A 23,700-nucleotide genomic window follows, 5' to 3' on the forward strand; every position below is an offset into this window, starting at 1 on the left:
GGATGACATAAAAAAAGCGGGAGGGATCGCATGCAAGCATTACCGGTAATCCGTGAAGCATTGGCCAAGCGAATCCGGCAGTCGGAAATCGACTTCACGACTTCGCGGATCCGCTCGATTGGCGAACAAGAAGGCAACCCGCAAGGGGTCGAAATCCATACCTTCGGAAATGCGGTGTCCTATTATATCCGGACGATGCCGTGGGGCGTATTTAATTCCGTCAAGGGTTTGACCGATGAGGACATGGACCGCGTGGCAGAAATCATTCAATTTTACCGCGAACGGGACCGCGCGTTCGGGTTGGATATCGATCCGGTAGGGACAAGCCCGGAGCTGCTCCGCCATTTAACCGAAAACGGGCTTGCCCATCAACATTTCCATTCCGTTTTGTACGGGCTGCCAGCCCCGGAAGCGCCTGATCTGCCTTCGGGCATTACGATCCGTCCGGTCGAAAACGAGGCGGATTTTGACGTTTACGCAGGCATTCATTGCGTCGGCTCCGGCATGGATATCGCGCATAAACATCATTTCATCCAAAACAACATCGGCTTGCTGAACCGCCCCGGCTGGAAATTGTTTATGGCGTCATGGCACGGCCGGCCTGCGGCCGTCGGCGTCATGCATTTCAGCGGCCGGACGGCCTCGTTGACCTTGGCGGCAACGCATCCCGAGTTCAGGAACAACGGACTCCAGACGTCGCTGTTGAAGTGGCGTTTGCATGAAGCCTATAAGGCCGAATGCGAGCTGGTTGCCGCCCAAGCCGCTTTCGGAAGCTCGAGCCAAAACAACATGGAGCGGGCAGGGCTGCGGATCGCATGGACGCGGGCCGTTTGGGCGCCGATCGCGGGACGCTGAATTTCAGCTTATCGATAAGCCAATCTGGGCGGATGACCATGCTTTCAAAGGCCAAGCGAATCGCTTTGATCAAGGAGTCCCGCCTTTTTGCCGGCTGATTTTGTAAAAAAGTGAAAATTTGTGCAAGCGGTACGATTCTAAAAACCGGGAACTGACACATATCGTTAGATAGTTTCAGTTCTGCATGCACAGAACATTTTTACAAATCCCCGGAGGTGAATCGATGAAAAGAAAACCGTTTTATTGGCTGCTAAGCTGCCTGATGATGATCGGGTTGTTTCCGGCGGGCGCATCGGCCCAAACGGAACCGGAATCCGTCATTTACGGGGGAGGCCCGTTTTATTCCGGCGGAACGCAGACGATGGACATCCTGAAGCAATCCGGCTTCACGACCGTCATGTTATGGACGATCCATGTTCACGGCAATGGAGATCTCTACTACAATGATCAGCTCGTCGTTTCGAACGGAGCTTACGTGGGCGATTCGGCCTGGCCGGCCCAACTCGCCACGCTCAAGCAAGCCCCGACTTCGGTGAAACGCTTGGAGATCAGCGTCGGTTCCTGGGGCGTCAGCGATTTCCAGAACATCAAAAACCTGATTGCCGCCCAGGGCACCGGTACGAACAGCATTCTGTATAAAAACTTTGCGGCCCTGAAAACCGCAACCATGGCGGATGCCGTCAGCTTCGACAACGAGGATTTGTACGACGTCAGTTCATCGGTATCGTTTGGCAGCATGCTGGCCGGCCTCGGATACAAAATCACCTTATGCCCTTATACCAACGTCAGCTACTGGAAAAGCGTCAAATCCCAGCTCGGGGCTAACGTGGACCGCATTTACTTGCAGGTGTATGACGGCGGAGCGGGGAATGATCCAGCGTACTGGAACAGCCAAATGGGCATGACCGTCATGCCGGGACTTGACAGCAAAACGTCCGGCGGCGGCCATACCCCGGGCCAAGTCGCCTCCCGCATGGCCGAATGGAAGGCGCAAGCGGGCATTCAAGGCGGATTCATCTGGTATTATGACGCGATTTTGAACAACCCAAGCGCCGGGTCGGCGGCCGATTATGCCGCTGCCATCAACAATGCGCTGTCTTCGCCTAATGCCGGGTCGTTGACGACTGGCGGAACGGTTGCGGCGAGTTCTTCCAACAGCCCGTCCGGGGAAGGGAAGGAAAAAGCGTTTGACGGCAGCAGCGCAACGAAATGGCTGATTTTCGCGAATTCCGGATGGATTCAGTACCAGTTCGGAAACAACGTTTCCCATGCAGCCGCAACGTATTCGATCACGTCCGCCAACGACTTTCCGTCAAGAGACCCGAAAAATTGGACGCTCCTCGGTTCCAACGACGGGACGAATTGGACGACGCTCGATACCCGTTCGAACGAAGCTTTCGCCAGCCGGTTTTTGACCAAAACCTATGCCATTAACCAGCCGTCCGCCTTTAAATATTACCGGCTCCACGTCACGGCGAACAACGGCGGGGCGGAGCTTCAAATCGCGGAAATCGGTTTGTATCCTTAAAATGCGCATACTCCGGCGGGACTGCTGCGGCATTCCGCCGGAGTTTTTATTGAGGCTCGAACGTAGTTCGATATATTTGTTATATCTTATATTTACATATGGCCGCTTTTCTTTTATCATTAGTCCATTATTGCATGTATGCCGTTCCCGTTTTCAGAGTGCGGCCGCTCGCGCAATCGGCTTGGAGGTTAAGCGGAGTGGAGAAACGTTTGAAAAAAACGAATAGCAGGTATGTCATTCAATTGGTGACCATTTTTTTAGGTTTTATTATCTTTGGATTTTCGGAAAACATCAAAGGGCCGGCCATTCCCCGGATTCAGATCGACTTTATGCTGGACGAATCCCAGATCGGCACTTTGTTGTCGCTGAACGCGCTTGGATATTTGATCGCCTGTTCGTTTACTAATGCGTTGACGCGATGGTGGGGGATTAAAATCGTCAGCAGCCTTTCCTTTGGCGCGATGATTCTTTCAGGCGTATTCATTTATTTGTCCCGCAGTTACCCGGCCTTTTCGGCTTCGTATTTCTTCATGTATATCGGCAACGGCATGCTTGAGATTGCGCTGGCCATTCTGGGGGCGAGAATTTTCGTGAAAAACACTGGAACGATGATGAATTTGGCTCACGGATTTTATGGGCTCAGCTCGACCGTGGCTCCCATGATCGCAACCGGTTTCATGTCGGCAAGCCTTTTCGGCCATCCCCTGGATTGGCGCGGCATGTATCTCTTTATGCTGTCGCTTTCCGTTTTGCCGATGATATTTGCTTTGTGCGGGACGTTTCCCGGCGATCAGCTGTCCCATGAGGACCGGGTTCCGTTAAAAACGCTGCTGCGGGACCGGGTGTTATGGTTCACGGTGCTGATCCTTTCGTTTGGCGTCGTCTCGGAGCTGGCGGTCGGCGGCTGGCTGGTCAATTTTCTTGAGAAGGCATACGGCTGGGAGCCGGTCAAAGCCTCGGGCATGCTGTCCGGGTTCTTTTTATGTTTTACGCTGGCGAGGCTGCTTTTGGGACCGGTTACCGATAAAATCGGCTTCACGTTATCGCTGGTTATTTTTCCGGCGTTTTCGGCCGTTTGCACGTTTGCGGCGATCGCGGGCGGGGAGTCTTTTGCGTTTTTGTTCGCCGCGGCGGGCATTGGGGTGGCGATGATTTATCCAACGGTGATGGCTTTTATCGCCAAGAGGTTTCCGGGAGGCAGCGATACCGCAATTACCTTTACGGTTACGCTGATGGGCATCGGCAGCGTGATCGGCAATTACCTGATCGGAGGCGTGATCGAAAGCGCCAAAGCGATCTTTGGAGGCGAAACCGAAACCGGATTGTTGCGCGGTTTGCAGGCCGGATACGGGTTTATCGGGCTGTGCGCGGCCGTCTGCGCCGTTTGCAGCGCAGTTTTGTATCGGTTTTTAAAGAAAAGAAACGAGCTGATTTAATGCAGGCAGTTGTCCCCGAGATTCCGGGGGCTTTTTTCGTACCGGCCCGTCCATGGGTGCCAAGCGTCTCTTTCCGCTAACAGGCGCAACAAGTCTATTGTCTATATAAGCATATGCTTATATAATGATGAAGTTCATCAATGAATCGAGGATGTGAGGAGATGCCAAAAACAGTGTCCGACGAAGCGGGCGGGATCGCCCAAATTCTGAAGCTGCTGGGTGATCCGACCCGGCTTACGATCATCAAACTGCTTCAATACAGGGAATGCTGCGTATGCGAGCTGGTCGAATTTTTTGAAGTGAGCCAGCCTGCGATCAGCCAGCATCTAAGGAAATTAAAGGATGCGGGGCTTTTAAAGGAAAGAAAGGCAGGGCAGTGGGTCCACTACGCTTGGAATCCCCAAAGCAGGCATCATGCGCTTGTTGCGGACATCATGGCCCATGTGCCGGCTCAAGACCAGGAATTCAAGGCGTTAGAAGATCAAGGGATCACGCCTAATTGTTGTTAATTGGAGGGTATACTTTTGCTATCAGTCATTCTAGCCGTCATCATTTTTCTCATTACGCTTACGTTTGTCATTTGGCAGCCCAAAAATCTGTCCATCGGCTGGTCGGCCTGCGGCGGGGCGGTTTTGGCGCTGCTTTTTGGCGTAGTCACGTTCGGGGACGTGTGGGACGTCACCCAGATCGTCTGGAACGCGACGCTGACGTTTATCGCGATCATCATTATTTCGCTGGTTCTGGACAGCATCGGTTTTTTCGAGTGGGCTGCGCTGCATATGGCGCGGGCCGCCCGAGGCAACGGCATTCGGATGTTCGTATACGTGACCGTTCTCGGAGCCGTCGTATCGGCATTTTTCGCCAATGACGGAGCCGCCCTGATCCTTACGCCGATCGTTCTTGCGATGGTCCGGGCGCTTCGTTTCGACGAGAAAAAAGTGTTTCCGTTTATCATCGCCTGCGGCTTCATTGCGGATACGACCTCGTTGCCGCTTGTCGTCAGCAATCTGGTCAATATCGTGTCGGCGGATTTTTTCGGAATCACGTTTATGGAATATGCCGGCCGCATGATCGTTCCGGACCTGTTTGCGCTGGGCGCCAGCATGCTGGTGCTGTATTTGTTTTTCCGGAGAAGCATCCCCAAGAAGTATGATTTGGCATATGTTAAAACGCCATCCGACGCGATCAAGGATCCGGTGATGTTCCGATGGTCGTGGATCGTGTTGGGCGTGCTGCTCGTCGGTTATTTTGTCAGCGAATTTTTGGACATGCCGGTATGCATCATTGCGGGAATCATTGCGGTATTCTTTTTGCTGATGGCGCGGAAAAGCCCGATGGTTCCCGTAAAGGACGTCATCAAAGGGGCGCCGTGGGCCATCGTGTTTTTTTCGATCGGGATGTACGTCGTCGTTTACGGACTCAGAAACGCCGGGTTGACCGATTGGCTTGCCGAATTGATCCGGGCTGCGGCCAACCAAGGCATGTTTGTCTCGACGATCTCGATGGGATTCCTATCGGCATTTCTGTCCTCGGTGATGAACAATTTGCCGACGGTCATGATCGACGCGTTGGCCATCCATGCGGTTCACGCCACGGACGCGGTCAAAGAAGCGCTGGTATACGCGAACGTCATCGGTTCGGATCTCGGACCGAAAATCACGCCGATCGGCTCGCTGGCTACGCTGCTGTGGCTTCACGTGCTCGGCACCAAAGGCGTTAAAATCTCTTGGGGGACCTACTTCAAAACGGGGATTATCCTGACCATCCCGACCTTATTCATCACGCTTGTCGGGCTTTATCTGTGGTTGATGGTGGTTTAAATCCATTCAAAAAGGAGAAAACATGATGAGGAAAAAATCCATTTATTTTTTATGCACCGGCAATTCATGCCGAAGCCAGATGGCGGAGGGTTGGGCCAAAACCTATTTGGGGGACAAGTGGCAGGTCAGCAGCGCCGGCATTGAGGCACATGGCCTTAACCCGCTAGCAGTCAAAGCCATGATGGAAGTGGGTATCGATATCTCGGGTCAAACCTCGAATGTTATCGATCCCGTACGTTTGAAGGAAGCGGACCTGGTGGTTACCTTATGTGGCGATGCTTTTGATCGCTGCCCGGTGACGCCGCCTCATGTTCGACGCGAACATTGGGGATTTGATGATCCTGCCAAAGCTCAGGGGACGGATCAAGAAAAATGGGCCGTATTTCAGCGAGTACGCGACCAGATTGGGGAACGCATCAAAACATTCTCTGAGACCGGGGAATGAGGACTTAAGAAACACCGGCCGATGCCATCAAGCGGAACGCCGGAAACATTCCCGCGGTCGAAAAAAGGAAGAAAGACATTTGGCATTTAATATTCCCTTGAAGGAATATTCCCGTTGTGATACATTAAGTTCAGAGAATGTTGCAAAGAAAGGAAGCGGGTTCAGTGAACAACACGAATGTATTCAGCGCACTAGCCGAACCCAACCGGTTTCAAATCGTCGAACTGCTCCGGCGCGGCCCCTTGACCGTCGGGGAGATCAGCGAACGTCTTGCCATACGGCAGCCGCAAGCCTCGAAGCACCTCCGCGTGCTTCTTGAAGCAGGGGTCGTCGAAGTCCATGCGGAAGCGAACCGCCGGTTTTACGGTTTGCGCCGGGAGCCCTTTCAAGAGATGGAGGATTGGCTGAAATCGATCACCGAGGTCTGGGAGGAACGGTTGGATCGGCTGGAGCAATATTTGCAGGTCATGAAGGAGAATCAGAAACAACGTCCCGAATAGGGAACACCTGAGACAATGGAGGATTGGGCTAACGGGGTGGAAACGGAGCACACGTACAGGACCGGGAAATCGCATTCAACCGCACTTATGATGCGCCGCGCGAATTGGTGTGGCAGGCATGGACGGTAACCGGGCATCTGGTTTGCTGGTGGGGCCCTGTCCCGTTGGTCGGTTGACTTCGTTTTTTGAAAGGATGTAGGGAAATGCAGCATGGGAACGGTTCCGAGCTTTCGGATGACCTTTTCGAGCTTTTAAACGGCGAACATCTCGAACGGAAACAGCACGAGGCGATGTTTTTGATGACCGTAACCGAAGACGGATGGCCGCACAACGCCATGGTCAGCGTCGGCGAAGTCGTCGCCATTGATAAAAAAACGCTGCGGATCGCATTGTGGCCGGAAACGAACACGACCCAAAATTGCATCCGGCGCGGCAAGGCCGTTCTCGTCGCCGTCTATAAAGGCAAGGTGAATTACGTAAGGCTTTCGCTTCATCACATCGGCATATTGGAAGGCGCAAAACATCCGTTGGAACGGTTTTCGGCCGCCGTCGAATCGTTTAAAGAGGATCAGGCCAAATATGCGGACATTACCTCGGGCATTCAAATCCGGTTGAAGCATGAAGGCGAAGTGCTCGAGCGTTGGAACGAAACGGTAAAGGAAACCAAGCGTTAAGCGGGCCGTCCCGCAAGCGCCAAGGCATTCGACAGGGAAATTTGATCCATCGCGCGAAAAATTCAAAAAACATATTTACCTTCAAACGATTTTTTTATATTATTAACGTAATATCTAATGAAGCGTCATATCAAATGCGATGAAGAGAAGAGTAGATAAGCCGATTCTTTCCCAGAGAGCTCCGTCCGCTGAAAAGGAGCAAAGAAGCGTTTATTGAACAAAGCCTCCGAGCAGCACATTGGAACCGCAAGCCGCGGGGATAGTGTGCCAGGTGCTCCTGTTACAGAGCTAGAGTATATGCATGGTTTGCATGCCGTACTTGAAGAGGCCAATATGGCGACATATTGGCGAATTTGGGGTGGTACCACGAGTGTTCGAATCTCGTCCCTAAGACTACGGTCTTGGGGGTGGGATTTTTTATTGTATCAAGCATTCATACAGGTCATGTACGCCATGTACGCGGCAAAGATGCATTGAATAGTTATTGAGTAAGGGAACTACGCAACAATACGAGTCCGGTACACGGACGATCCAAACAAACCTGAAGCCAGATGACACAATCGAAAGGAATTGAAAATTTATGTCTGAAAAACTTAAAGCGGGTATTGTCGGAGGAACGGGAATGGTTGGCCAGCGTTTTGTGCAGCTGCTGGATCAACATCCTTGGTTTGAAGTGACTGCGATTGCGGCGAGCAAAAACTCGGCGGGCAAAACGTACGAGGAATCCGTGCTGGGCAGATGGAAAATGGCCGGTCCCATTCCGGAGCCGGTCAAAACAATCCTCGTGCAGGATGCTTCGCAGGTGGAGGAATTCGCTTCGCAGGTCGATTTTATTTTCTGCGCGGTGGATATGAGCAAGGATCAAATCAAAGCGCTGGAGGAAGCCTACGCCAAGACGGGAACTCCGGTCATTTCCAATAACTCGGCCCATCGCTGGACGCCTGACGTTCCGATGGTCATTCCGGAGATCAACCCGGACCATATCGGCGTGATTGAAGCGCAAAGAAAACGTCTGGGCACCAAAACCGGTTTTATCGCGGTAAAACCGAACTGCTCCATTCAGAGCTACGTGCCGGCGCTTCATGCCTTGCTTGATTTCAAACCGGAAAAAGTGGTCGCATCGACGTATCAAGCCATCTCCGGCGCAGGCAAAAACTTTACCGATTGGCCGGAAATGCTCGACAACGTGATCCCTTACATCGGGGGCGAGGAGGAAAAAAGCGAGCAGGAGCCGCTGCGCATTTGGGGCAGCCTTCAAAACGGCGAAATCGTCAAAGCAAGCTCGCCGCTCATTACGACCCAATGTATCCGCGTTCCGGTCACGGACGGACATTTGGCCACCGTCTTCGTCTCCTTTGAAAACAAACCGTCGAAAGAGGAAATCATCACGCGCTGGCGCGAGTTCAAAGGCCGTCCGCAGGAGCTTGGCCTCCCGAGCGCGCCGCAGCAGTTCATCACGTATTTTGAAGAAGAAAACCGTCCGCAGACGAAGCTGGACCGCGACATCGAACGCGGCATGGGCGTTTCGGTGGGCAGACTTCGCGAGGATTCCATTTACGATTACAAATTCGTCGGCCTTTCGCACAACACGCTCCGCGGAGCGGCAGGCGGCGCCGTACTGATTGCCGAATTGCTGAAAGCGGAAGGGTATATTCAAGCAAAATAGATGCATAAAAAAGCAGCAGGCATCCTGATTTCAGGAGCTTGCTGCTTTTTTATTCCCACCGATGCTTTTTTTCTTTGAACGTGACGTCCCACAGCTTTTGATCGCTTTCAAGGGTAATCGTCAGCTCATCGACTTTTTCGAGCGGAAGTTCAAACTTGATGATTTGACCGTTTTCCCATTCGGCCGACTCGTTTAGGATTTCGATGCCGTCGGCGAAAATGGTTAGTTTGCCGCTGCCGGATCCATCGGGGATGCCGTAATGACCGGCAAGGATCACTTCTTTTTTTCCAAAATGATACGTATAGGTTTCGGTATGTTTGTCATGGATTGCGTATAGGTTTATGGCGGGGGTGACGGTTTTGCCGCCAATCGAAAAAGGCGGGGATGCCTTTGGGGCGGACGCCTTTCCGTTCGCTTCCTGCAGTTCCGTTAAAGCGATGGCCGGGCCGTCTACTTTGGCGAATGTCGCGCGAACCGCCTCCGAAAGGCCCAAAACGCCTACGATCAGAACCACCGCCGACAACCCGGTCCTGATGAGCTTGCTCCACGTTTTGGCCGAACGAAATCCGAGTTTGCTCGCCCCGTAACCGATGGCGGCCCCCATCGTATTTTGGATTGCGTCATTGATGTCGAAGCTTCCGAGCAGCGTAAGCGCCTGCAGCGTCTCGAGCAATAAGATAGCGGCGAAAAACATAGAAACAAACGGGATGAACTTTAGGCGAAACAGCAACGGAATCAAGATCCCGAAAGGGATAAACGCCGTCAGATTGCCGAAGTCGAACAACCACAGCATAAAAAAATCCAGATCTGAAGCCCTCGGGAATCGTAAGCTGAACACGCTGTCCGGTACCCATATAAACGTAAATTCATCCATGCGCCGTGCCGCGTCGATCCGGCCGAAACCGAGAAACATGAAATACAGAATGATCATTGCATATAAAATGGTAATGGAGAGAATGATCTTTCGCTTTTTGGTTTCCATATGTGCTCCTTTGCAGTATGTCGATGTTGATATCGGTATTTCCAAGTATAAGCATCGCGCCTGCAAAAACCTATCGGTTTAACTTACACGAATCTTACGGGTTCGAAAGGTTTGAAGAGCCCAATCCTTTCGCGAAGATCTCTGTATGGACATGGACTAGCCGATCCGGCGAGTACAGCGAATGACATGATGTGTACGAAATGAATATGAACCTATAGCAAATGATACGGCGCCATCGTGCGCACTTGAAAAACCGCGATCGATCGCGGTTTTTTCTTTTGCAAACATGGGTCGTCCGGTTGGTCACATTTCTAAATGACAACAAAAACATGATCTTAAACGGTAATTATTTATTGTAAAACGATAAATAATATGCTAAATTCAAGTTGATAATCAATGAGTGAGGTGCTTTTTATGCAACGGGTGTCAACGCTTTTTTTGAAAATAGCCCTGTTTTTCATTGGAGTTCCGATCCTTGCCTTGTGCATCTTTTTGGTGCCTGAGTTAGGGAAGCTTGCGGCGGAGTTGCTTCCGGAATTCGCACTCGTCAAATATCTGGTTTTCGCCGTCTTTTACGCGTCGGCCATTCCTTTTTACATTGCTTTGTACCAAGCCTTCAAGCTTTTGCAGTACATCGATCAAAGCAAGGCGTTCTCCGATTTGGCCGTCATGGCTCTAAAGAACATCAAACGCTGCGCCATCGCCATCAGTATTTTGCACGTGCTGGTCCTGCCGCTGTTTTATCTCTTTGCGGAGAAGGACGACGCCCCGGGCGTAATCTTCGTCGGCTTGGTGGTTCCTTTCGCTTCCATGGTCATTGCGGTGTTTGCGGCCGTGCTTCAAAAATTGCTGAAAGAAGCGATCGACATCAAATCTGAAAATGATTTAACGGTCTGAGGTGAAAACAATGGCAATCATCATCAATATTGACGTCATGCTGGCCAAAAGGAAAATGAGCGTCACGGAACTGTCGGAGAGGGTCGGGATCACGATGGCCAACCTTTCGATATTGAAAAACGGGAAGGCAAAAGCGATTCGTTTATCCACTTTGGAGGCGATTTGCAAGGCTTTGGACTGTCAGCCAGGAGATATTCTGGAATACCGGAGCGACGAAGACTCCCGTGATTCATCCAAAGGAGATTTTTAAACTCACGCATGGGGGGACGAATTTTGAGAGCACTAAAGCAACTCGTCCGTTTCGGTTGGGAGCAGGCCCTTTCATGTTTGTTTCCCGTCGTTATTTTCGCCTCTTTGGCTCTTACGCAGATCATTCCGCTTCCCTTCCTGCCGCGGTATGACTGGCTGCTCATCATCTGTCTTTTGATGCAGTGGTGGATGGTCCGTTCGGGGCTTGAAACGCGGGATGAACTGAAAGTCATCACCTTGTTCCACCTGATCGGCTTGGCCCTGGAGCTTTTTAAGGTACATATGGGCTCGTGGTCCTATCCGGAGGAAGGATATTTCAAAATTTACGGAGTGCCTTTGTACAGCGGATTCATGTACGCAAGCGTAGCGAGTTATCTTTGCCAGGCATGGAGAAGGCTGAAGGTTGAACTGGTCCGGTGGCCTCCGTTTATGGCGGTTGTATCCCTGGCGGCGGCGATATATTTGAATTTTTTCACCCACCATTATTGGATTGACGTTCGTTGGTGGTTGTCGGGACTGGTCATCGTCGTCTTTTGGAAATCCTGGGTCGTTTACGAGGTCAATGGAACCCGTTACCGGATGCCGCTCGCGCTTTCCTTCGTGCTGATCGGATTTTTTATATGGATCGCCGAAAATATCGCAACGTTTTTTGGAGCTTGGAAATATCCGAATCAGGCGGAAGCGTGGAGTTTGGTCCATCTCGGGAAGGTGAGTTCATGGCTTTTGTTGGTGATCGTTAGCTTTTTGATCGTAGCGACGTTAAAGCAGGTGAAGGGGAATCAACCCGCCGGGACGGATGCCGCTCCATTGTTGAAACGCCATGGCCATTCTTTTAAAAAGTCCGATTCTTGACTTGTTCCAAACGTCAGTATCCAGGTTCAGGAAGATGTGATATGGTGGTAGAGAATGACAGCAAACATGAAAATGGGGAGGATGCCAATTGAACCGAATGACCCTCGAAGTTCGCGGCAACGACGGGACCGTCAAGGCAGCCGGCTCGGATGACGGCCAAGCCCAACTCGTATATTCGGGTGCCTATCAGCCAGGGGACGAAATCATTTTACGAAGCGAATCGAAAAACGTTTATCTCATCCTTCAGCTTGACGATGCCATGGGGCCGGCTTTCGTCTATTTAGCAGAAACCGAATACCGCTTTGCCGTACCGTTTGGCGAAAAAAAGTTTTCCTATTCCCCGAAAGCCTTTTCGGGCGAATTGCATGTGTTGACCGCGCGCTTGGCAACGGAAGATGAAATCGGCGCTTACAAGGATGTAGCGCTCAATGTGTACGACCAGCATGAAAACAATGCGTGTTTCCCGCATGCTTGCGCCAACGTGGAAACGCGCGGCGAATCCGTGTTTGCGGCCCGAAACGTGATTAATGGCAACGGCGTGAACTTCTCGCACGGAAAGTGGCCGTTCGAATCCTGGGGGATCAACCAGCGGCCGGATGCGGAGCTTACCGTCCATTTTGGCAGGCTCGTCGATATCGATAAGGTCGCGTTAACGATCCGGGCCGATTTCCCGCATGACAGTTATTGGGAGCGGGCTACGTTGGCATTTTCGGACGGAAGCTGGCATACGGCGGATTTGATCAAAACCCATAAGAAGCAAACGATCGTTTTGGAGCCGCGCAACGTGGAATGGGTCACGTTAAAAGAACTGATAAAAGCAGAAGATCCGTCCCCGTTCCCGGCGCTGAGCCAGATTGAAATTTTCGGCCGCGAAGGGGCAAAACGCGAATAGCGAATATTGGCTTTGCGCATAGTAAAGGGCGTACCGATCAAGCAAGGAGGCCTTTTCGCATGAATGTTCAAAGGGCAAAAGAAATCGCTGCGTCTCCCGTCATGGCGAACGTGCTGTGCGAAGGCACGCAGATCTACATCCAGCACGTAAACGAGCAAACGGAAACGGCCCGCATCTATCCGCTCGGCAATCCGGAAGAGGAACGGGAAGTGCCGTTATATTCGTTATCGGAGCAAAATGGAGCGCTGGAATAAAAACGCGATACCAACCTGCAATATCCCGGCGCGAAACAGCGTGTAAGGAACCTTCAGCGGTTCGGGGAAATGCCCGGCGTCGGCCATAGCTGCAATGAAATCCCCTGTCGGATGAATCCGGCGGGGGATTTTTTTTGACGCGTTTTTGTCGAATAAATTTGAAGTTAGAAAAGGAAATGGGCGGATCGCGAAGAAATGAGTTAATTGGTTGTAGATGATTTGGCAAGGGATGACATCATTTCGATAAAAATGAGGTGCGACTGTTGGATATGGTACTGGACAGCAGAAAGTATTGGGTGGAGACGCTGTGCCGCATTGCGGACCCGGTTTTGAATGCGCTTTCCGAAAAACGGTTGAAAGCCGTAATGCCGATTAAAGGGGATCCTTCGCGGATTCGGTATATGCATTTGGAGGCGCTTGGCCGATTGCTGGCCGGCATGGCTCCTTGGCTGGAATCGGGCGCACGGTCGGGAGAGGAAGGGGAGCTGCGCGGGCGGTACGCGGCGTTGGCGCGGATGGCGATCGATGCCGGGACGGATCCGGATTCCCCGGATTACGTCAACTTGACCGAAGGCGAGCAGCCGCTGGTCGACATCGCGTTTCTGGCCCAGGCGATTCTGCGTGCGCCTAACGAGCTGTGGGATCAGCTGGACGCCCGAGTCCAACGAAATGTGGCGCAAGCTTTGTATGCGCTTCGGCGAGTCAGGCCTTTTTACAACAACTGGCTGTTGTTTGCGGCGACGGTGGAGGCATGTTTGTTCCGGATCGGCGAGCAGTGGGACCCGATGCGGATCGACTACGCGCTAAAGCAGCATGAACATTGGTACGTGGGCGACGGGCTGTATTCGGACGGGGAGGAGTTCGCATGGGACTATTACAACGGGTTCGTCATTCATCCGATGCTGCTTGATATTCTGGAAACGGTCGGCGATCAATACGGGGATTGGGCTGCCCGGAAGGAAATAGCCGTTCAGAGAACAAAAAGGTATGCGGCGATCCAGGAAAGGTTGATTTCGCCGGAAGGGACGTTTCCTCCGATCGGCCGATCGCTGGCGTACCGTTTCGGCGCTTTTCAGCCGTTAAGCCATATGGCGCTCCGCGGCGAACTTCCCGACAAGCTTGCCCCGTCCCAAGTGCGCTGCGCATTGACGGCGGTCATGCGGCGAATGGCGGAAGCCCCGGGTTTTTATGACGAACAGGGGTGGCTGAACATCGGCTTTTGCGGCGACCAGCCGGAAATCGGCGAGTTATACATTTCGACAGGAAGCGTATATCTTTGTTCCCTTGTCTTTTTGCCGCTGGGGCTCCCGGCGGAGTCTCCGTTCTGGAGCGATCCGGACCAGGATTGGACCTCGCGCCGGGCATGGTCGGGACGTTCTTTTCCGATCGATAAAAGCTTGTAGGCGGCCGGGAAAGGGGAGGAAAATTCATGTATAACGAAACGATAACGATTCCTTTATTGCCCGGTGAATGTTGGTGGGGCGGGGCCGTTCAGGACGGGACGCATATGCCTTTCGGCGCGCTGCCGCATCGGCGCGATCTGTCGGGGGACCTGGCGTACAATCAAGGGAATCCGCTGCTTCTTTCAAACAAAGGGAGGTACGTCTGGTCGGATGAGCCCTTCCGTTTTGCGTTGGCCGAAGGCCAATTAACCATTGAAGGGGAGAAGGGAACATTGACGTTCGGAGCGGACGGAGGGAACTTGCGCGGCGCGTTCCTTCAGGCCTCCCGAAACCATTTCCCGCCATCCGGAACGTATCCGGACATCCAGTTTTTTAACGTTCCCCAGTACAACACCTGGATGGAAATGAGCTACGAGCCGACACAGGAGAAGGTGATAGCCTATGCGGAGGCGATCCTTGAACACGGGCTTCCGCCGGGGATTCTGATGATCGACGACAATTGGCATGAAGATTACGGAACGCTTGAATTCCACCCGGGCCGTTTCCCCGATCCGAGAGGCATGATCGACCGGCTCCATGAGCTCGGATTCCGCATCATGCTGTGGGTGTGCCCCTTTATCAGCCCGGACGGCGAGGTGTTCCGCATGCTCCGGCAGCGGGGGTATTTGCTGCGGGATTCCGCAGGAAGCCCGATCGTCAGAGAATGGTGGAACGGGTACAGCGCCGTTTTGGACGGATCGCATCCCGAAGCCGTCGATTGGTTTACTGGCGAACTGGACCGGCTTATCCATATTTACGGGGTAGACGGTTTTAAATTGGACGCGGGAGATCCCCAATATTACCGTGCCGATGATGTCAGCGCTCAGCCGATGACGCCGAACGGCCAATGCGAGGCTTGGGCCCGCATCGGATTGCGGTATGCCTTCAACGAATACCGGGCTTGCTGGAAATGCGCAGGGCAGCCGTTGGTGCAGCGGCTCAGCGACAAAAACCACAGCTGGGGAAACGACGGCCTGGCCAGCTTGATTCCGAACGGTCTGGCGCAGGGGCTTGCGGGGTATGCGTTTCATTGCCCGGACATGGTCGGCGGCGGGCAGTACGGGGACTTGATCCGGCCTGATTTTGAAGTCGATGCCGAGCTGTTCGTCCGTTACGCCCAGTGTTCGGCGTTGTTCCCGATGATGCAATTTTCTACCGCTCCGTGGAGGGTGCTGGATGAAACACATCTGAAGCATTGCATTGCAGCGGCGCATTTGCACTGCCGAATGGGAGAGGAAATCGCGGCTTTGGCCAAGTCCGCCGCAGCAACGGGAGAACCGATCATGAGGCATTTGGCCTATGTGTTTCCCGAAGAAGGATATGAGCAGGTAAACGATCAATTTATGCTGGGGGACGACATTTTGGTGGCTCCGGTAGTCAAAAAGGGCGCGGTAACGCGTAAAATAGTCTTCCCGTCCGGAACGTGGCAGGGGGATGACGGCAGCATCGTCATCGGACCGTGCGAACGGGAAGTTGCCGCACCGCTGTCGAGGCTTCCGTGGTACCGAAAGCAATAAACTGCCAAAAAAAGCAGTCCAGCCGCTTGATCTTCAAGCGCTGGACTGCCGATTGATTATGCCCCGGTCTATAACTCCTTATATCCGTGATAGAAAAACAAACTTACGGCGTTCGAATGAATTGGCGGCCGATCCACAACATGCCGATGCTGATCGCCAAGAAATAAAGCGGCATTGCCAGCAGCGAACCGTTATGCAAAAGGCTCATTCCCCACGTCGCCAAACTGACAAGCAAATAATATCCCAAACTGAATACGGCACCGGCGGTACCGATCACGTCCTTAAAATCCGCAAGCGCAAGGCTCAGGCAATTGGGCAGGGCAATGCCGGCCCCGGTCAACAACACAAACATCGCGACGATGATGCCGATCATAACCACAATGTCTGACAGCATCGACAAGCTGCTTGCGATCGTTAACAGAATCGCACCTATTGTCATGACGAGGCAGCCCAGATGAATGATCTTTTCGGGAGCGCGGGTGAGCAGCCATCGCTTGGAGATTATGGCACCCAAGACGGAGGCCAAAGCGACAAAAATGCCCAAACATCCATACACTCCCGGCGAAAGGCGAAAACGTTCGATGAACAGGAAGGGGGCCTCGGCATAGTAGCTGAATAAAACCCCGTTGATTCCGCCGATCAAGGCGCCGAACGCAATTACCCGCGGCAACGACAGCATCTTTTTGACGACAGGCCAAATAGCGGCTTTTCTCCTTATGGACGCATCCGCCGTTTCCGGCAGTTTCACGTAAGCATATGCAAACAGCAAGCAGCTCATGGTCACAAGCGAAAAAAAGACGGTTTCAAAACCGAACGCTTGGTCGATCCACCCGCCGATCAGCGGCCCGACTGCAGGCGTAAAGGCGATGACGGCTGATATTTGGGCGAACATCCCATGCCTTTTTTCTTCCGGAACGCTTTCGCGAAGCATCGTTTGCGTGATGACCGACCCCGTTGCCGCGCCGAATGCCTGAATGAACCGGCCGATCAGAAGCAAGGCAATGGATTCCGAGAAAAAGCACAATAAACTGCCGGCTCCGTAGACGACAAGGCCGCCGAGCATGGCCGGTCTGCGCCCGATCAGGTCGGATAACCATCCGAAGCCGAAAACGCCCAGCGCAAAACCGATAAAATATATGCTTAAAGTGAACTGGACGGAGCTGTTGGAAACGCCAAACGCTGCGGAGATATCCGGAAGCGATGGCGTATAGACGGTTTCGCTGATTTGCGGAAACGCTACAAGAACAATCATCAACAGTAATGACGGTGCTGCGTATGTTTTCATTTTATGTTAGCCCTCCTACAAGCTAAAGCTGATATTCCGATTCGACAAGAATAAGAGCCTAGCTAGGGAAAAGGGGGCATCATGATGGCGATACGGCTGTAAATCGACATGCTTCAAAAACCTTTCCTCAAAATAAAGTAGGAGGGGTTAAGCCTAAGAGACAAACTCCGGATAGAGTATCATTAAGAAGACCTGGAGTCAATCAATGGCGACTATTTCAGTGACGGCGGCCGGCAGCACTAGTTTGTGATGAAAAAAGCCGGGTACTATAATAAAAAAGGTAAGGATCATAGAATCGGCCATCTTGGCGATCATAATCTCATATACATCATGCTAAAACGCAGGAGGCTAAGCCATGTTAGGTGTCACGGTCAATCGATTGGACGAGCGTCGTTCGCTCGAAGTGAAAGAAGTGGAAGTTCCGCGTCCGGCTGCGGGCGAACTGCTGATTCAAGTGCATGCTGCAGCGGTCAACCGGACCGATATCGTTAACCGGCAGGGGAAGGCGGGTTATATGACCCATCCCATTTTAGGCGTTGAAGTCGCCGGAACGGTCACAGAGGCCAGCGGCGATACCGGATTTAAAGCCGGCGACCGCGTCATGGGGTTGGTCAATGGGGGAGGTTATGCGGAATATGCCGTTATGCCCGCGGATCGGGCGATGAAAATTCCGGAATCCTTCACGTTCGCGGAAGCGGCGGCGATCCCGGAGGTGTTCCTGACGGCTTATCAAACGTTGTTCTGGATCGGAAAGCTCCGGGAAAACGAATCGGTATTAATTCATGCCGGCGCAAGCGGGGTGGGCACGGCGGCGATTCAACTCGCAAAAAAGCTGCGCAACGCCAAAGTCATCGTGACGGCCGGCAGCCGGCAAAAGCTTGATTTTTGCCAAAAGCTCGGTGCCGACGTCCTTATCAACTATAAAGAGCAAAACTTCGACGAGGAAGTGCTGAAGGCCACGGAGGGCCAAGGGGTCGATGTCATCCTCGATTTCGTCGGAGCGGATTACTGGACCCGAAATTTGAACAGCATCAAAAAAGGCGGCCGCTGGGTGCTGATCGGCATTTTGGGAGGCAGCACCGTCGAGAAGGTGGACTTGTTTCCGCTGATGTCCAAAATGATCGAGATAACGGGAACGCTGCTGACGCCGCGGGATGACAATTACAAAGCCCGTTTGACGCGGGATTTTTACCAGGCGGTGCTGCCTTATTTCGAAAAAAGGGAGATTCTGCCCGTCGTCGATACGTCCTTTCCTTTGGAAAAAGCGGAGGAAGCGCACGAGCATATGCTGGGCAACCGGAATATCGGGAAAATCATCCTGGACGTGAATACACGGTAAAGATCGGAACATGTTGAAAACAGGAGGACAGCCCCGTAAGCGCGGGTTATCCTCCTGTTTTTTCTTTCGAATCTGAAGTTTGTTTACCTTAAGCCCGGTCTTTTTTGTCCTGAAGCAGCTCCAAAAACGCCCGCGCGGCCAACGACGGGGTCAGGGCTTTCGGGACCGCGATGCCGATCCGCCGGTCGGGCAAGGGGGTTTCCGTGACAAGTTCCAGCAGGGAACCGTCCGCGATATCGGAAGCGACAAACGTTCGGGGCAAAAAAGCAACCCCGTACCCGCGCCTTGCAAACTCGGCCAGCATGTCCAAATTGGTTAACTCGAAATCGGCTTCCGCTTCGAATCCCTGAGATCGAAACCATCCTTCGATAAAAGAGCGGGTCGAACTGTCGGGAGATAACATCAACAAAGGAAGCTTGGTTAGCGTTGCCGCCGATAGAGGCTGCCTGGCCCAATCGGCAAAGGCGGTTCCTGCCACCGCGCAATACGGGGACGCTTGGGTGGAATGGATCATGATCTCGTCGTCCGAAATCGGGAGATGGACGAACCCGAGATCGAGCGAACCGTTTTTCAGGCGCTCCAATATCCGGCTCGTTTTTTCCTGGGACATCTGGATTCGCACATGCGGATATCGGGCATGGTAAACGTCGAGCGACGGCAGGAGGAAATCCTTGATGATCGCTCCGTTTGCGCCGATGCGCAGCCTTCCTTCGCTGAAGCCCTTCAGCTTCTTCATGTGCCGTTCCGCGGAATCCAGTTCCGCAAAAGCCTGTCTCACGTGCAGGTACAAGGCATGGCCTTCCTGGGTCAGCCGCACGCCCTTCGACAGCCGGTCGAACAAAGCGACCCCGAGCGCATCTTCCAGCTGCTTGATGGCGTAACTAACGGAAGGCTGCGTCATATGCAAGGTTTGAGCCGCTTTGGTAAGGTTGGAATGTTCCGCAGCATGAAGGAAAATGCGGTACCATTCGGTATTGATGACCATTTGATATCAATCCTCTCTATGTCAAACAGGGAAAATTGCAATTTCATTTATTTCAAATATAACGCTAAACTATATAAAAAGGAATCCCAACAACATGGAGGAATCGATATGGCAGGAAGCACGTTTGGAGAACGATTAAAAATGACCACGTTCGGAGAATCCCATGGGGAGGCGGTAGGCGTCATCGTGGAAGGCGTTACGCCGGGGGTTGAGCTGGACGAAGCATACATTCAGGTTCAGATGGACCGGAGAAAGCCGGGGCAATCCTCCGTTACGACGCCGCGCAAGGAATATGACAAAATCCGGATCGTATCGGGAATATTCGAGGGACGCACGACCGGCACGCCGCTGTGCATTTTGTTGAACAACACGGACATGCGCCCTTCGGCGTACGATGACATCAAATCCATGTACAGACCGGGACATGCGGATTTCACCTACGACAAAAAATACGGGATCCGCGACTACCGCGGCAGCGGCAGAGCTTCGGGCAGAGAAACGGCAGGCCGGGTGGCCGCGGGCGCCGTGGCGCGGAAATTGCTGGAACGTCGGGGCGTTTCGGTCGTGGCCTACACGACCGAGATCGGCGGCATCCAATGCGACGTTTTCGATGAAAGCGCCATTGAACGCAACGCGGTGCGCGCATGCGATCCGGCGGCGGCCGAACGCATGATCGAACTTATCGAACGGTTGTCGGCCGAAGGCGACAGCTGCGGCGGCATCGTCGAATGCCGCATTCGCGGCGTCGCGCCGGGACTCGGGGAGCCCGTGTTCGACAAGCTGGATGCGGAGCTGGCCAAAGCCATGCTGTCGATCGGGGCGATCAAAGGCATCGAATTCGGCGCCGGTTTTCAGGCGGCCGCGATGCGGGGCAGCGAACACAACGACCAGATGGACGCGAGCGGGTTCCTCACCAACAACGCGGGAGGCATCATCGGCGGCATCAGCACGGGGGAAGAGATCGTGTTCCGGGTGGCCGTCAAGCCGACGTCGTCGATCTCCGCTCCGCAGCGGACCGTGGACGTGGAAGGGAACGAAAGGGAGATTCAGACGATCGGCAGACATGATCCGTGCATCTGTCCGCGCGTCGTGCCGGTAATCGAGGCGATGGCGTGCATGGTTGTCGAAGATCATTACAAACGTCAGGCAGCTCTGCTGGACGAATAGAAAGGGGGTCAGCCGACGAATTTTCGATCGGCTGGCCTTTTCCTTTTGCCATGCGCAAACACAGGAGGGGAAGATTATGGACTTGATACTGGCCAAAGTGGAAACGGAGAACGAAATAGCAACCGTGGCTGAAATGGCATCGCAAATTTGGTTCGAGTATTTCGTAAGCATCATCTCGAAGGAACAAATCGCATATATGGTGGAGAAATTCCAATCCGCTCCGGCCATGACGGAGCAAATCAAAAGGCAAGGATATGAATATTACGTCATGAAAGCAGAGGGCCGGAACGTCGGCTATTTGGCCGTCAAAGAAGATCAAGGCAAGCTGTTCCTGAGCAAATTCTACATCCGTAAGGAAGAGCGGGGAAAAGGATATGCCAGCCAAGCGATGGAACAACTGACCGGGCGCTGCAAAGAGCGAAAATTGGCCTCGATCTGGTTGACGGTCAACCGGCATAATCATTCGGCCATCGCCGTGTATAACAAAAAAGGCTTTAAAACCGTCAAGACCCAGGTGGCGGACATCGGGAACGGTTTTGTGATGGACGATTATGTCATGGAGAAAACGATCGGTTGATCTCCGAGTTGTAAAGAAAAAAGAGTCTCGATGGCCTAAGGCGGCGAACCGGGACTCTTTTTATTATTGATTACAGAATCTTGTTCAAACGCAGCAAGTATTCCCCTCGGTTCAAAGGATTCAACCGTCTGCGTTCATTTTCCGGATAAGCGGACCGGACTTCCGCGTATCCGCCCGGCTTCATCGACAGCAAGCCTTCGCCGTTGGTTAACGAGCTCAGCTCCGTCTGCAGCCGGTCTGCCGTACGCACCGGAATGGTCCCGTTCAAACGGACCGCCGTCCCTTGAAGCTCCGGCTCATGAAATGAGCCTTCAAGCTGCGCAAGCCGCGTAATCACTTTACTTAAAGCAGTCTCCGGCACGACCAAGTGAACGGCGTTCACAGGTTCGAAAACGGCCGTCCCAGCTTTGGATAACGCGTCCATCAACACGAGCGGGGCCAATCTCCGGAAATCCTTGGCGGTAGATACCGGGCTGGCGTATCCGGTATGCGTCAAAGTAACGGCGATATCGGTGACGGGCCAACCGTACAAACCTTCTTTCAACGTTTCCTCAACCGTCTCCCGGATGGCCTTCTGAAAAGAAAGGGGAAGGGACCCCAATTCAACAGCCAAGGAATAGGTGATCCCGCTGCCGGAAGTTCCCGGCTCGACTTTGAAACCGACGGTGGCCCAAAAGAGATTGCCCGGATCCCCCATCATTTCCGCGGATTCCCCTACACCGGCCGGTTTTTCGATGCACAGCACTTTTGGCGGGGAAAAAGTCACCTGTATCCCGTACTGCTCCCGGATGGTCTCGGCCAGCACTTCCTGCTGAACCCTGCCGAATACCCGGATCGTATGCTCGTTGGCGTACTGATCGTGTTGGTATTCCAAATAAGGATCCTCGACGGTCAGCCTGCTGAGCGACTGATGAAGCGTCGCTGAATGCTCCTTTTCATCGGCAAGTACCTGGACCTGGATCGGCGGTTTATGGAAGGAAAAGTCCTTGATTCGGTCGGAACGGAAGCCGAGCACATCGCCTATGAGCAATTCGCCGCCGGGAAGCACGGCGATGTCCCCCGCTTCGATGCAGCTGGCCGCTGTTTTTTTCCCGGCTTGCAAGGCGTACAGCTGCTTGACCTTCAAGAATCGGGTGTGCCCGGCCCTGGAAATGACCCGAACTTCATCCCGCAGCCGAAGCCGGCCCGCGAATAACCGGACGTAAGCAGCTTGTTCATCGGACGAATCTTTGATCACTTTAAACACGAACCCCGACAGCGGAGGAAGATCTTCGGCATTTGAAAACACGGCCGATCCGTTTGTCGGAATGAAATCGCCCAGACGGGACAGCAGCCGATCGACGCCAATGCCTTTGACCGCTGAACCGGCGAATAAAGGAAAGGCTTTTCCCGCCCTGGTTTGCCGGATCAATTCTTCATACAGCCTGTCTGCCGAAACCGGGATGTCCTCCGCATACATCCGCAGCAGTTCGTCGTCCTGAAGGGCCAGCGTTTCCAGCCATCCTGCGGATACCGGATCCGCAGGGCGAACCCCGGCGTTTTCGGATCCTTCGTTTTCCGTGACCGTCATGTCGCAGATATGGGGATCCAACAGGTTTTGGATCCGGGTCCGCACTTGCCCATAATTCGCGCCCCGGCGGTCGATTTTGTTCATGAATAAGAGCGTCGGTATGCGCAGCTCTTTTAACGTTTGCATGAGTACCCTCGTCTGCGCCTGAACGCCCTCCACCGCGGAGATGACGAGTATGACCCCGTCCAGCACGCTTAAAGCATGTTCGACTTCCGAAATAAAATCGGCGTGGCCCGGCGTATCGATTAAATTGACTTTCAAGCCGTCCACATCAAAAGATACCGCTGCGGATTTGACCGTAATGCCTCTTCTCCGTTCGATTTCCAGCGAATCGGTCGTCGTATCGCCCTGGTCGACGGACCCGGCCCGCTCCTTGACCCCCGTTTGGTACAGGATCTGCTCCGTCAGTGTTGTTTTGCCGGCGTCAACATGGGCCAACACCCCAATATTGATGATTTTCATATCGTTTAAACCTCGATTTCCTCATGTGAAATGGTCCTTTCGAATGGGTTGAATGTTTGAATTGCCGCATTGACAATCGCCTCCGTTTGTTTTATTGCTTCTTATTTTACCCGTGATGGCCGGGCGGTGAGGGGGAGAAATCGATTATAGATGATTTTTACCGCGGCACGGCTTACAAGGCTGTAAGATTGGCGTAAGCCAAATCAATAGGGGAAACCGGAAGGATCTTTTATACTAAAGCTGCGAATCATTCGGTCGCATCGTCATGCTCATGGTTGCATCAACATCCATTTTTGCAAGGCGAGA

General features: G+C 53.1%; 23 protein-coding genes and 1 other annotated feature. Of the genes, 19 read left to right on the top strand and 4 right to left on the bottom strand.

Annotated elements, in window-relative coordinates; genetic code table 11:
- The first annotated feature begins 30 nt into the window (after nt 1-30).
- The 9 genes from MKY58_RS11190 to asd all read left to right on the top strand — a co-directional run bounded on the left by MKY58_RS11190 (nt 31) and on the right by asd (nt 8,924).
- Nucleotides 31-855, top strand: coding sequence for an N-acetyltransferase (locus MKY58_RS11190; protein WP_339324580.1), 825 nt, complete (start codon nt 31-33; stop codon nt 853-855).
- A gap of 223 nt (nt 856-1,078) precedes the next feature.
- The gene (locus MKY58_RS11195; protein WP_339324581.1) at nt 1,079-2,383 is read left to right on the top strand and encodes a discoidin domain-containing protein; all 1,305 of its coding nucleotides are present in this window, start codon (nt 1,079-1,081) and stop codon (nt 2,381-2,383) included.
- 197 nt (nt 2,384-2,580) lie between these two features.
- Entirely contained in the window at nt 2,581-3,819 is a 1,239-nt protein-coding gene (locus MKY58_RS11200) for an MFS transporter (protein WP_339324582.1), read from the top strand.
- Nucleotides 3,820-3,980: 161 nt separating this feature from the next.
- The gene (locus MKY58_RS11205; protein ID WP_339324583.1) at nt 3,981-4,328 is read left to right on the top strand and encodes a metalloregulator ArsR/SmtB family transcription factor; all 348 of its coding nucleotides are present in this window, start codon (nt 3,981-3,983) and stop codon (nt 4,326-4,328) included.
- A gap of 15 nt (nt 4,329-4,343) precedes the next feature.
- Nucleotides 4,344-5,639 (top strand): arsenic transporter, encoded by a 1,296-nt coding sequence (locus MKY58_RS11210; RefSeq protein ID WP_339324584.1) that lies wholly within the window; start codon nt 4,344-4,346, stop codon nt 5,637-5,639.
- A 25-nt stretch (nt 5,640-5,664) separates the two neighbouring features.
- Nucleotides 5,665-6,084, top strand: a complete 420-nt coding sequence (gene arsC / locus MKY58_RS11215; protein ID WP_339324585.1) for an arsenate reductase (thioredoxin) — start codon at nt 5,665-5,667, stop codon at nt 6,082-6,084.
- A 164-nt stretch (nt 6,085-6,248) separates the two neighbouring features.
- Nucleotides 6,249-6,584: a metalloregulator ArsR/SmtB family transcription factor gene (locus MKY58_RS11220; protein WP_339324586.1), complete on the top strand. Its 336-nt coding sequence runs from the start codon at nt 6,249-6,251 to the stop codon at nt 6,582-6,584.
- 203 nt (nt 6,585-6,787) lie between these two features.
- A complete protein-coding gene (locus MKY58_RS11225; RefSeq protein ID WP_339324587.1) occupies nt 6,788-7,258 on the top strand; it encodes a pyridoxamine 5'-phosphate oxidase family protein in 471 nt (156 codons plus the stop codon).
- Nucleotides 7,259-7,388: 130 nt separating this feature from the next.
- Nucleotides 7,389-7,650: a binding site (T-box leader), on the top strand.
- A 188-nt stretch (nt 7,651-7,838) separates the two neighbouring features.
- Complete coding sequence (asd, locus tag MKY58_RS11230; RefSeq protein ID WP_339324588.1) at nt 7,839-8,924, top strand: aspartate-semialdehyde dehydrogenase; 1,086 nt, start codon at nt 7,839-7,841, stop codon at nt 8,922-8,924.
- Between the two features lie 49 nt (nt 8,925-8,973).
- On the opposite strand, the gene MKY58_RS11235 is transcribed toward asd, so the two are convergent.
- A complete protein-coding gene (locus tag MKY58_RS11235) occupies nt 8,974-9,906 on the bottom strand; it encodes a VanZ family protein (protein WP_339324589.1) in 933 nt (310 codons plus the stop codon).
- A 414-nt stretch (nt 9,907-10,320) separates the two neighbouring features.
- Here MKY58_RS11235 and MKY58_RS11240 point away from each other — a divergent pair, with 414 nt between their 5' ends.
- From MKY58_RS11240 to MKY58_RS11270, 7 genes are all read left to right on the top strand, one after another.
- Entirely contained in the window at nt 10,321-10,803 is a 483-nt protein-coding gene (locus MKY58_RS11240; RefSeq protein ID WP_339324590.1) for a DUF2975 domain-containing protein, read from the top strand.
- 10 nt (nt 10,804-10,813) lie between these two features.
- Entirely contained in the window at nt 10,814-11,053 is a 240-nt protein-coding gene (locus MKY58_RS11245) for a helix-turn-helix transcriptional regulator (RefSeq protein ID WP_036713996.1), read from the top strand.
- Between the two features lie 23 nt (nt 11,054-11,076).
- Nucleotides 11,077-11,904, top strand: a complete 828-nt coding sequence (locus tag MKY58_RS11250; protein ID WP_339324591.1) for a DUF817 domain-containing protein — start codon at nt 11,077-11,079, stop codon at nt 11,902-11,904.
- A 97-nt stretch (nt 11,905-12,001) separates the two neighbouring features.
- Nucleotides 12,002-12,796: a carbohydrate-binding protein gene (locus tag MKY58_RS11255; RefSeq protein ID WP_339325122.1), complete on the top strand. Its 795-nt coding sequence runs from the start codon at nt 12,002-12,004 to the stop codon at nt 12,794-12,796.
- Between the two features lie 59 nt (nt 12,797-12,855).
- A complete protein-coding gene (locus MKY58_RS11260; RefSeq protein ID WP_339324592.1) occupies nt 12,856-13,050 on the top strand; it encodes a small acid-soluble spore protein H in 195 nt (64 codons plus the stop codon).
- Nucleotides 13,051-13,319: 269 nt separating this feature from the next.
- On the top strand, nt 13,320-14,453 hold the full coding sequence (locus MKY58_RS11265; protein ID WP_339325123.1) for a DUF2264 domain-containing protein: 1,134 nt from the start codon (nt 13,320-13,322) through the stop codon (nt 14,451-14,453).
- A 26-nt stretch (nt 14,454-14,479) separates the two neighbouring features.
- The gene (locus MKY58_RS11270; protein ID WP_339324593.1) at nt 14,480-16,009 is read left to right on the top strand and encodes a glycoside hydrolase family 31 protein; all 1,530 of its coding nucleotides are present in this window, start codon (nt 14,480-14,482) and stop codon (nt 16,007-16,009) included.
- A gap of 103 nt (nt 16,010-16,112) precedes the next feature.
- Here the strand turns inward: MKY58_RS11270 and MKY58_RS11275 are convergent, their stop codons facing one another.
- Entirely contained in the window at nt 16,113-17,294 is a 1,182-nt protein-coding gene (locus MKY58_RS11275) for a multidrug effflux MFS transporter (protein ID WP_339324594.1), read from the bottom strand.
- 355 nt (nt 17,295-17,649) lie between these two features.
- Between MKY58_RS11275 and MKY58_RS11280 the strand changes: the two genes are divergently transcribed.
- The gene (locus tag MKY58_RS11280) at nt 17,650-18,633 is read left to right on the top strand and encodes an NAD(P)H-quinone oxidoreductase (RefSeq protein ID WP_339324595.1); all 984 of its coding nucleotides are present in this window, start codon (nt 17,650-17,652) and stop codon (nt 18,631-18,633) included.
- Nucleotides 18,634-18,721: 88 nt separating this feature from the next.
- Here MKY58_RS11280 and MKY58_RS11285 read toward each other — a convergent pair whose 3' ends face one another.
- Nucleotides 18,722-19,618 (bottom strand): LysR family transcriptional regulator, encoded by an 897-nt coding sequence (locus MKY58_RS11285; protein WP_339324596.1) that lies wholly within the window; start codon nt 19,616-19,618, stop codon nt 18,722-18,724.
- Between the two features lie 108 nt (nt 19,619-19,726).
- On the opposite strand from MKY58_RS11285, the gene aroC reads away from it, so the two are divergent.
- Both aroC and MKY58_RS11295 read left to right on the top strand, forming a co-directional pair.
- Entirely contained in the window at nt 19,727-20,785 is a 1,059-nt protein-coding gene (aroC, locus tag MKY58_RS11290; RefSeq protein ID WP_212950705.1) for a chorismate synthase, read from the top strand.
- Between the two features lie 76 nt (nt 20,786-20,861).
- On the top strand, nt 20,862-21,362 hold the full coding sequence (locus tag MKY58_RS11295) for a GNAT family N-acetyltransferase (RefSeq protein WP_339324597.1): 501 nt from the start codon (nt 20,862-20,864) through the stop codon (nt 21,360-21,362).
- A gap of 70 nt (nt 21,363-21,432) precedes the next feature.
- Here MKY58_RS11295 and MKY58_RS11300 read toward each other — a convergent pair whose 3' ends face one another.
- On the bottom strand, nt 21,433-23,394 hold the full coding sequence (locus MKY58_RS11300) for a translation factor GTPase family protein (RefSeq protein ID WP_339324598.1): 1,962 nt from the start codon (nt 23,392-23,394) through the stop codon (nt 21,433-21,435).
- Nucleotides 23,395-23,700: the final 306 nt, after the last annotated feature.

Origin of the sequence: Paenibacillus sp. FSL W8-0194 (genome assembly GCF_037969745.1) — a bacterium.
Taxonomy (GTDB): Bacteria; Bacillota; Bacilli; order Paenibacillales; family Paenibacillaceae; genus Paenibacillus_AQ; species Paenibacillus_AQ cookii.

What these genes read in the sequence shown, in the direction of transcription:
- MKY58_RS11190 (WP_339324580.1), top strand. Translation starts at nt 31, where the DNA reads ATGCAAGCATTACCGGTAATCCGTGAAGCATTGGCCAAGCGAATCCGG.
- MKY58_RS11195 (WP_339324581.1), top strand. Translation starts at nt 1,079, where the DNA reads ATGAAAAGAAAACCGTTTTATTGGCTGCTAAGCTGCCTGATGATGATC.
- MKY58_RS11205 (WP_339324583.1), top strand. Translation starts at nt 3,981, where the DNA reads ATGCCAAAAACAGTGTCCGACGAAGCGGGCGGGATCGCCCAAATTCTG.
- arsC (WP_339324585.1), top strand. Translation starts at nt 5,665, where the DNA reads ATGAGGAAAAAATCCATTTATTTTTTATGCACCGGCAATTCATGCCGA.
- MKY58_RS11225 (WP_339324587.1), top strand. Translation starts at nt 6,788, where the DNA reads ATGCAGCATGGGAACGGTTCCGAGCTTTCGGATGACCTTTTCGAGCTT.
- asd (WP_339324588.1), top strand. Translation starts at nt 7,839, where the DNA reads ATGTCTGAAAAACTTAAAGCGGGTATTGTCGGAGGAACGGGAATGGTT.
- MKY58_RS11235 (WP_339324589.1), bottom strand. Translation starts at nt 9,906, where the DNA reads ATGGAAACCAAAAAGCGAAAGATCATTCTCTCCATTACCATTTTATAT.
- MKY58_RS11240 (WP_339324590.1), top strand. Translation starts at nt 10,321, where the DNA reads ATGCAACGGGTGTCAACGCTTTTTTTGAAAATAGCCCTGTTTTTCATT.
- MKY58_RS11245 (WP_036713996.1), top strand. Translation starts at nt 10,814, where the DNA reads ATGGCAATCATCATCAATATTGACGTCATGCTGGCCAAAAGGAAAATG.
- MKY58_RS11255 (WP_339325122.1), top strand. Translation starts at nt 12,002, where the DNA reads ATGACCCTCGAAGTTCGCGGCAACGACGGGACCGTCAAGGCAGCCGGC.
- MKY58_RS11260 (WP_339324592.1), top strand. Translation starts at nt 12,856, where the DNA reads ATGAATGTTCAAAGGGCAAAAGAAATCGCTGCGTCTCCCGTCATGGCG.
- MKY58_RS11265 (WP_339325123.1), top strand. Translation starts at nt 13,320, where the DNA reads ATGGTACTGGACAGCAGAAAGTATTGGGTGGAGACGCTGTGCCGCATT.
- MKY58_RS11270 (WP_339324593.1), top strand. Translation starts at nt 14,480, where the DNA reads ATGTATAACGAAACGATAACGATTCCTTTATTGCCCGGTGAATGTTGG.
- MKY58_RS11275 (WP_339324594.1), bottom strand. Translation starts at nt 17,294, where the DNA reads ATGAAAACATACGCAGCACCGTCATTACTGTTGATGATTGTTCTTGTA.
- MKY58_RS11280 (WP_339324595.1), top strand. Translation starts at nt 17,650, where the DNA reads ATGTTAGGTGTCACGGTCAATCGATTGGACGAGCGTCGTTCGCTCGAA.
- MKY58_RS11285 (WP_339324596.1), bottom strand. Translation starts at nt 19,618, where the DNA reads ATGGTCATCAATACCGAATGGTACCGCATTTTCCTTCATGCTGCGGAA.
- aroC (WP_212950705.1), top strand. Translation starts at nt 19,727, where the DNA reads ATGGCAGGAAGCACGTTTGGAGAACGATTAAAAATGACCACGTTCGGA.
- MKY58_RS11295 (WP_339324597.1), top strand. Translation starts at nt 20,862, where the DNA reads ATGGACTTGATACTGGCCAAAGTGGAAACGGAGAACGAAATAGCAACC.
- MKY58_RS11300 (WP_339324598.1), bottom strand. Translation starts at nt 23,394, where the DNA reads ATGAAAATCATCAATATTGGGGTGTTGGCCCATGTTGACGCCGGCAAA.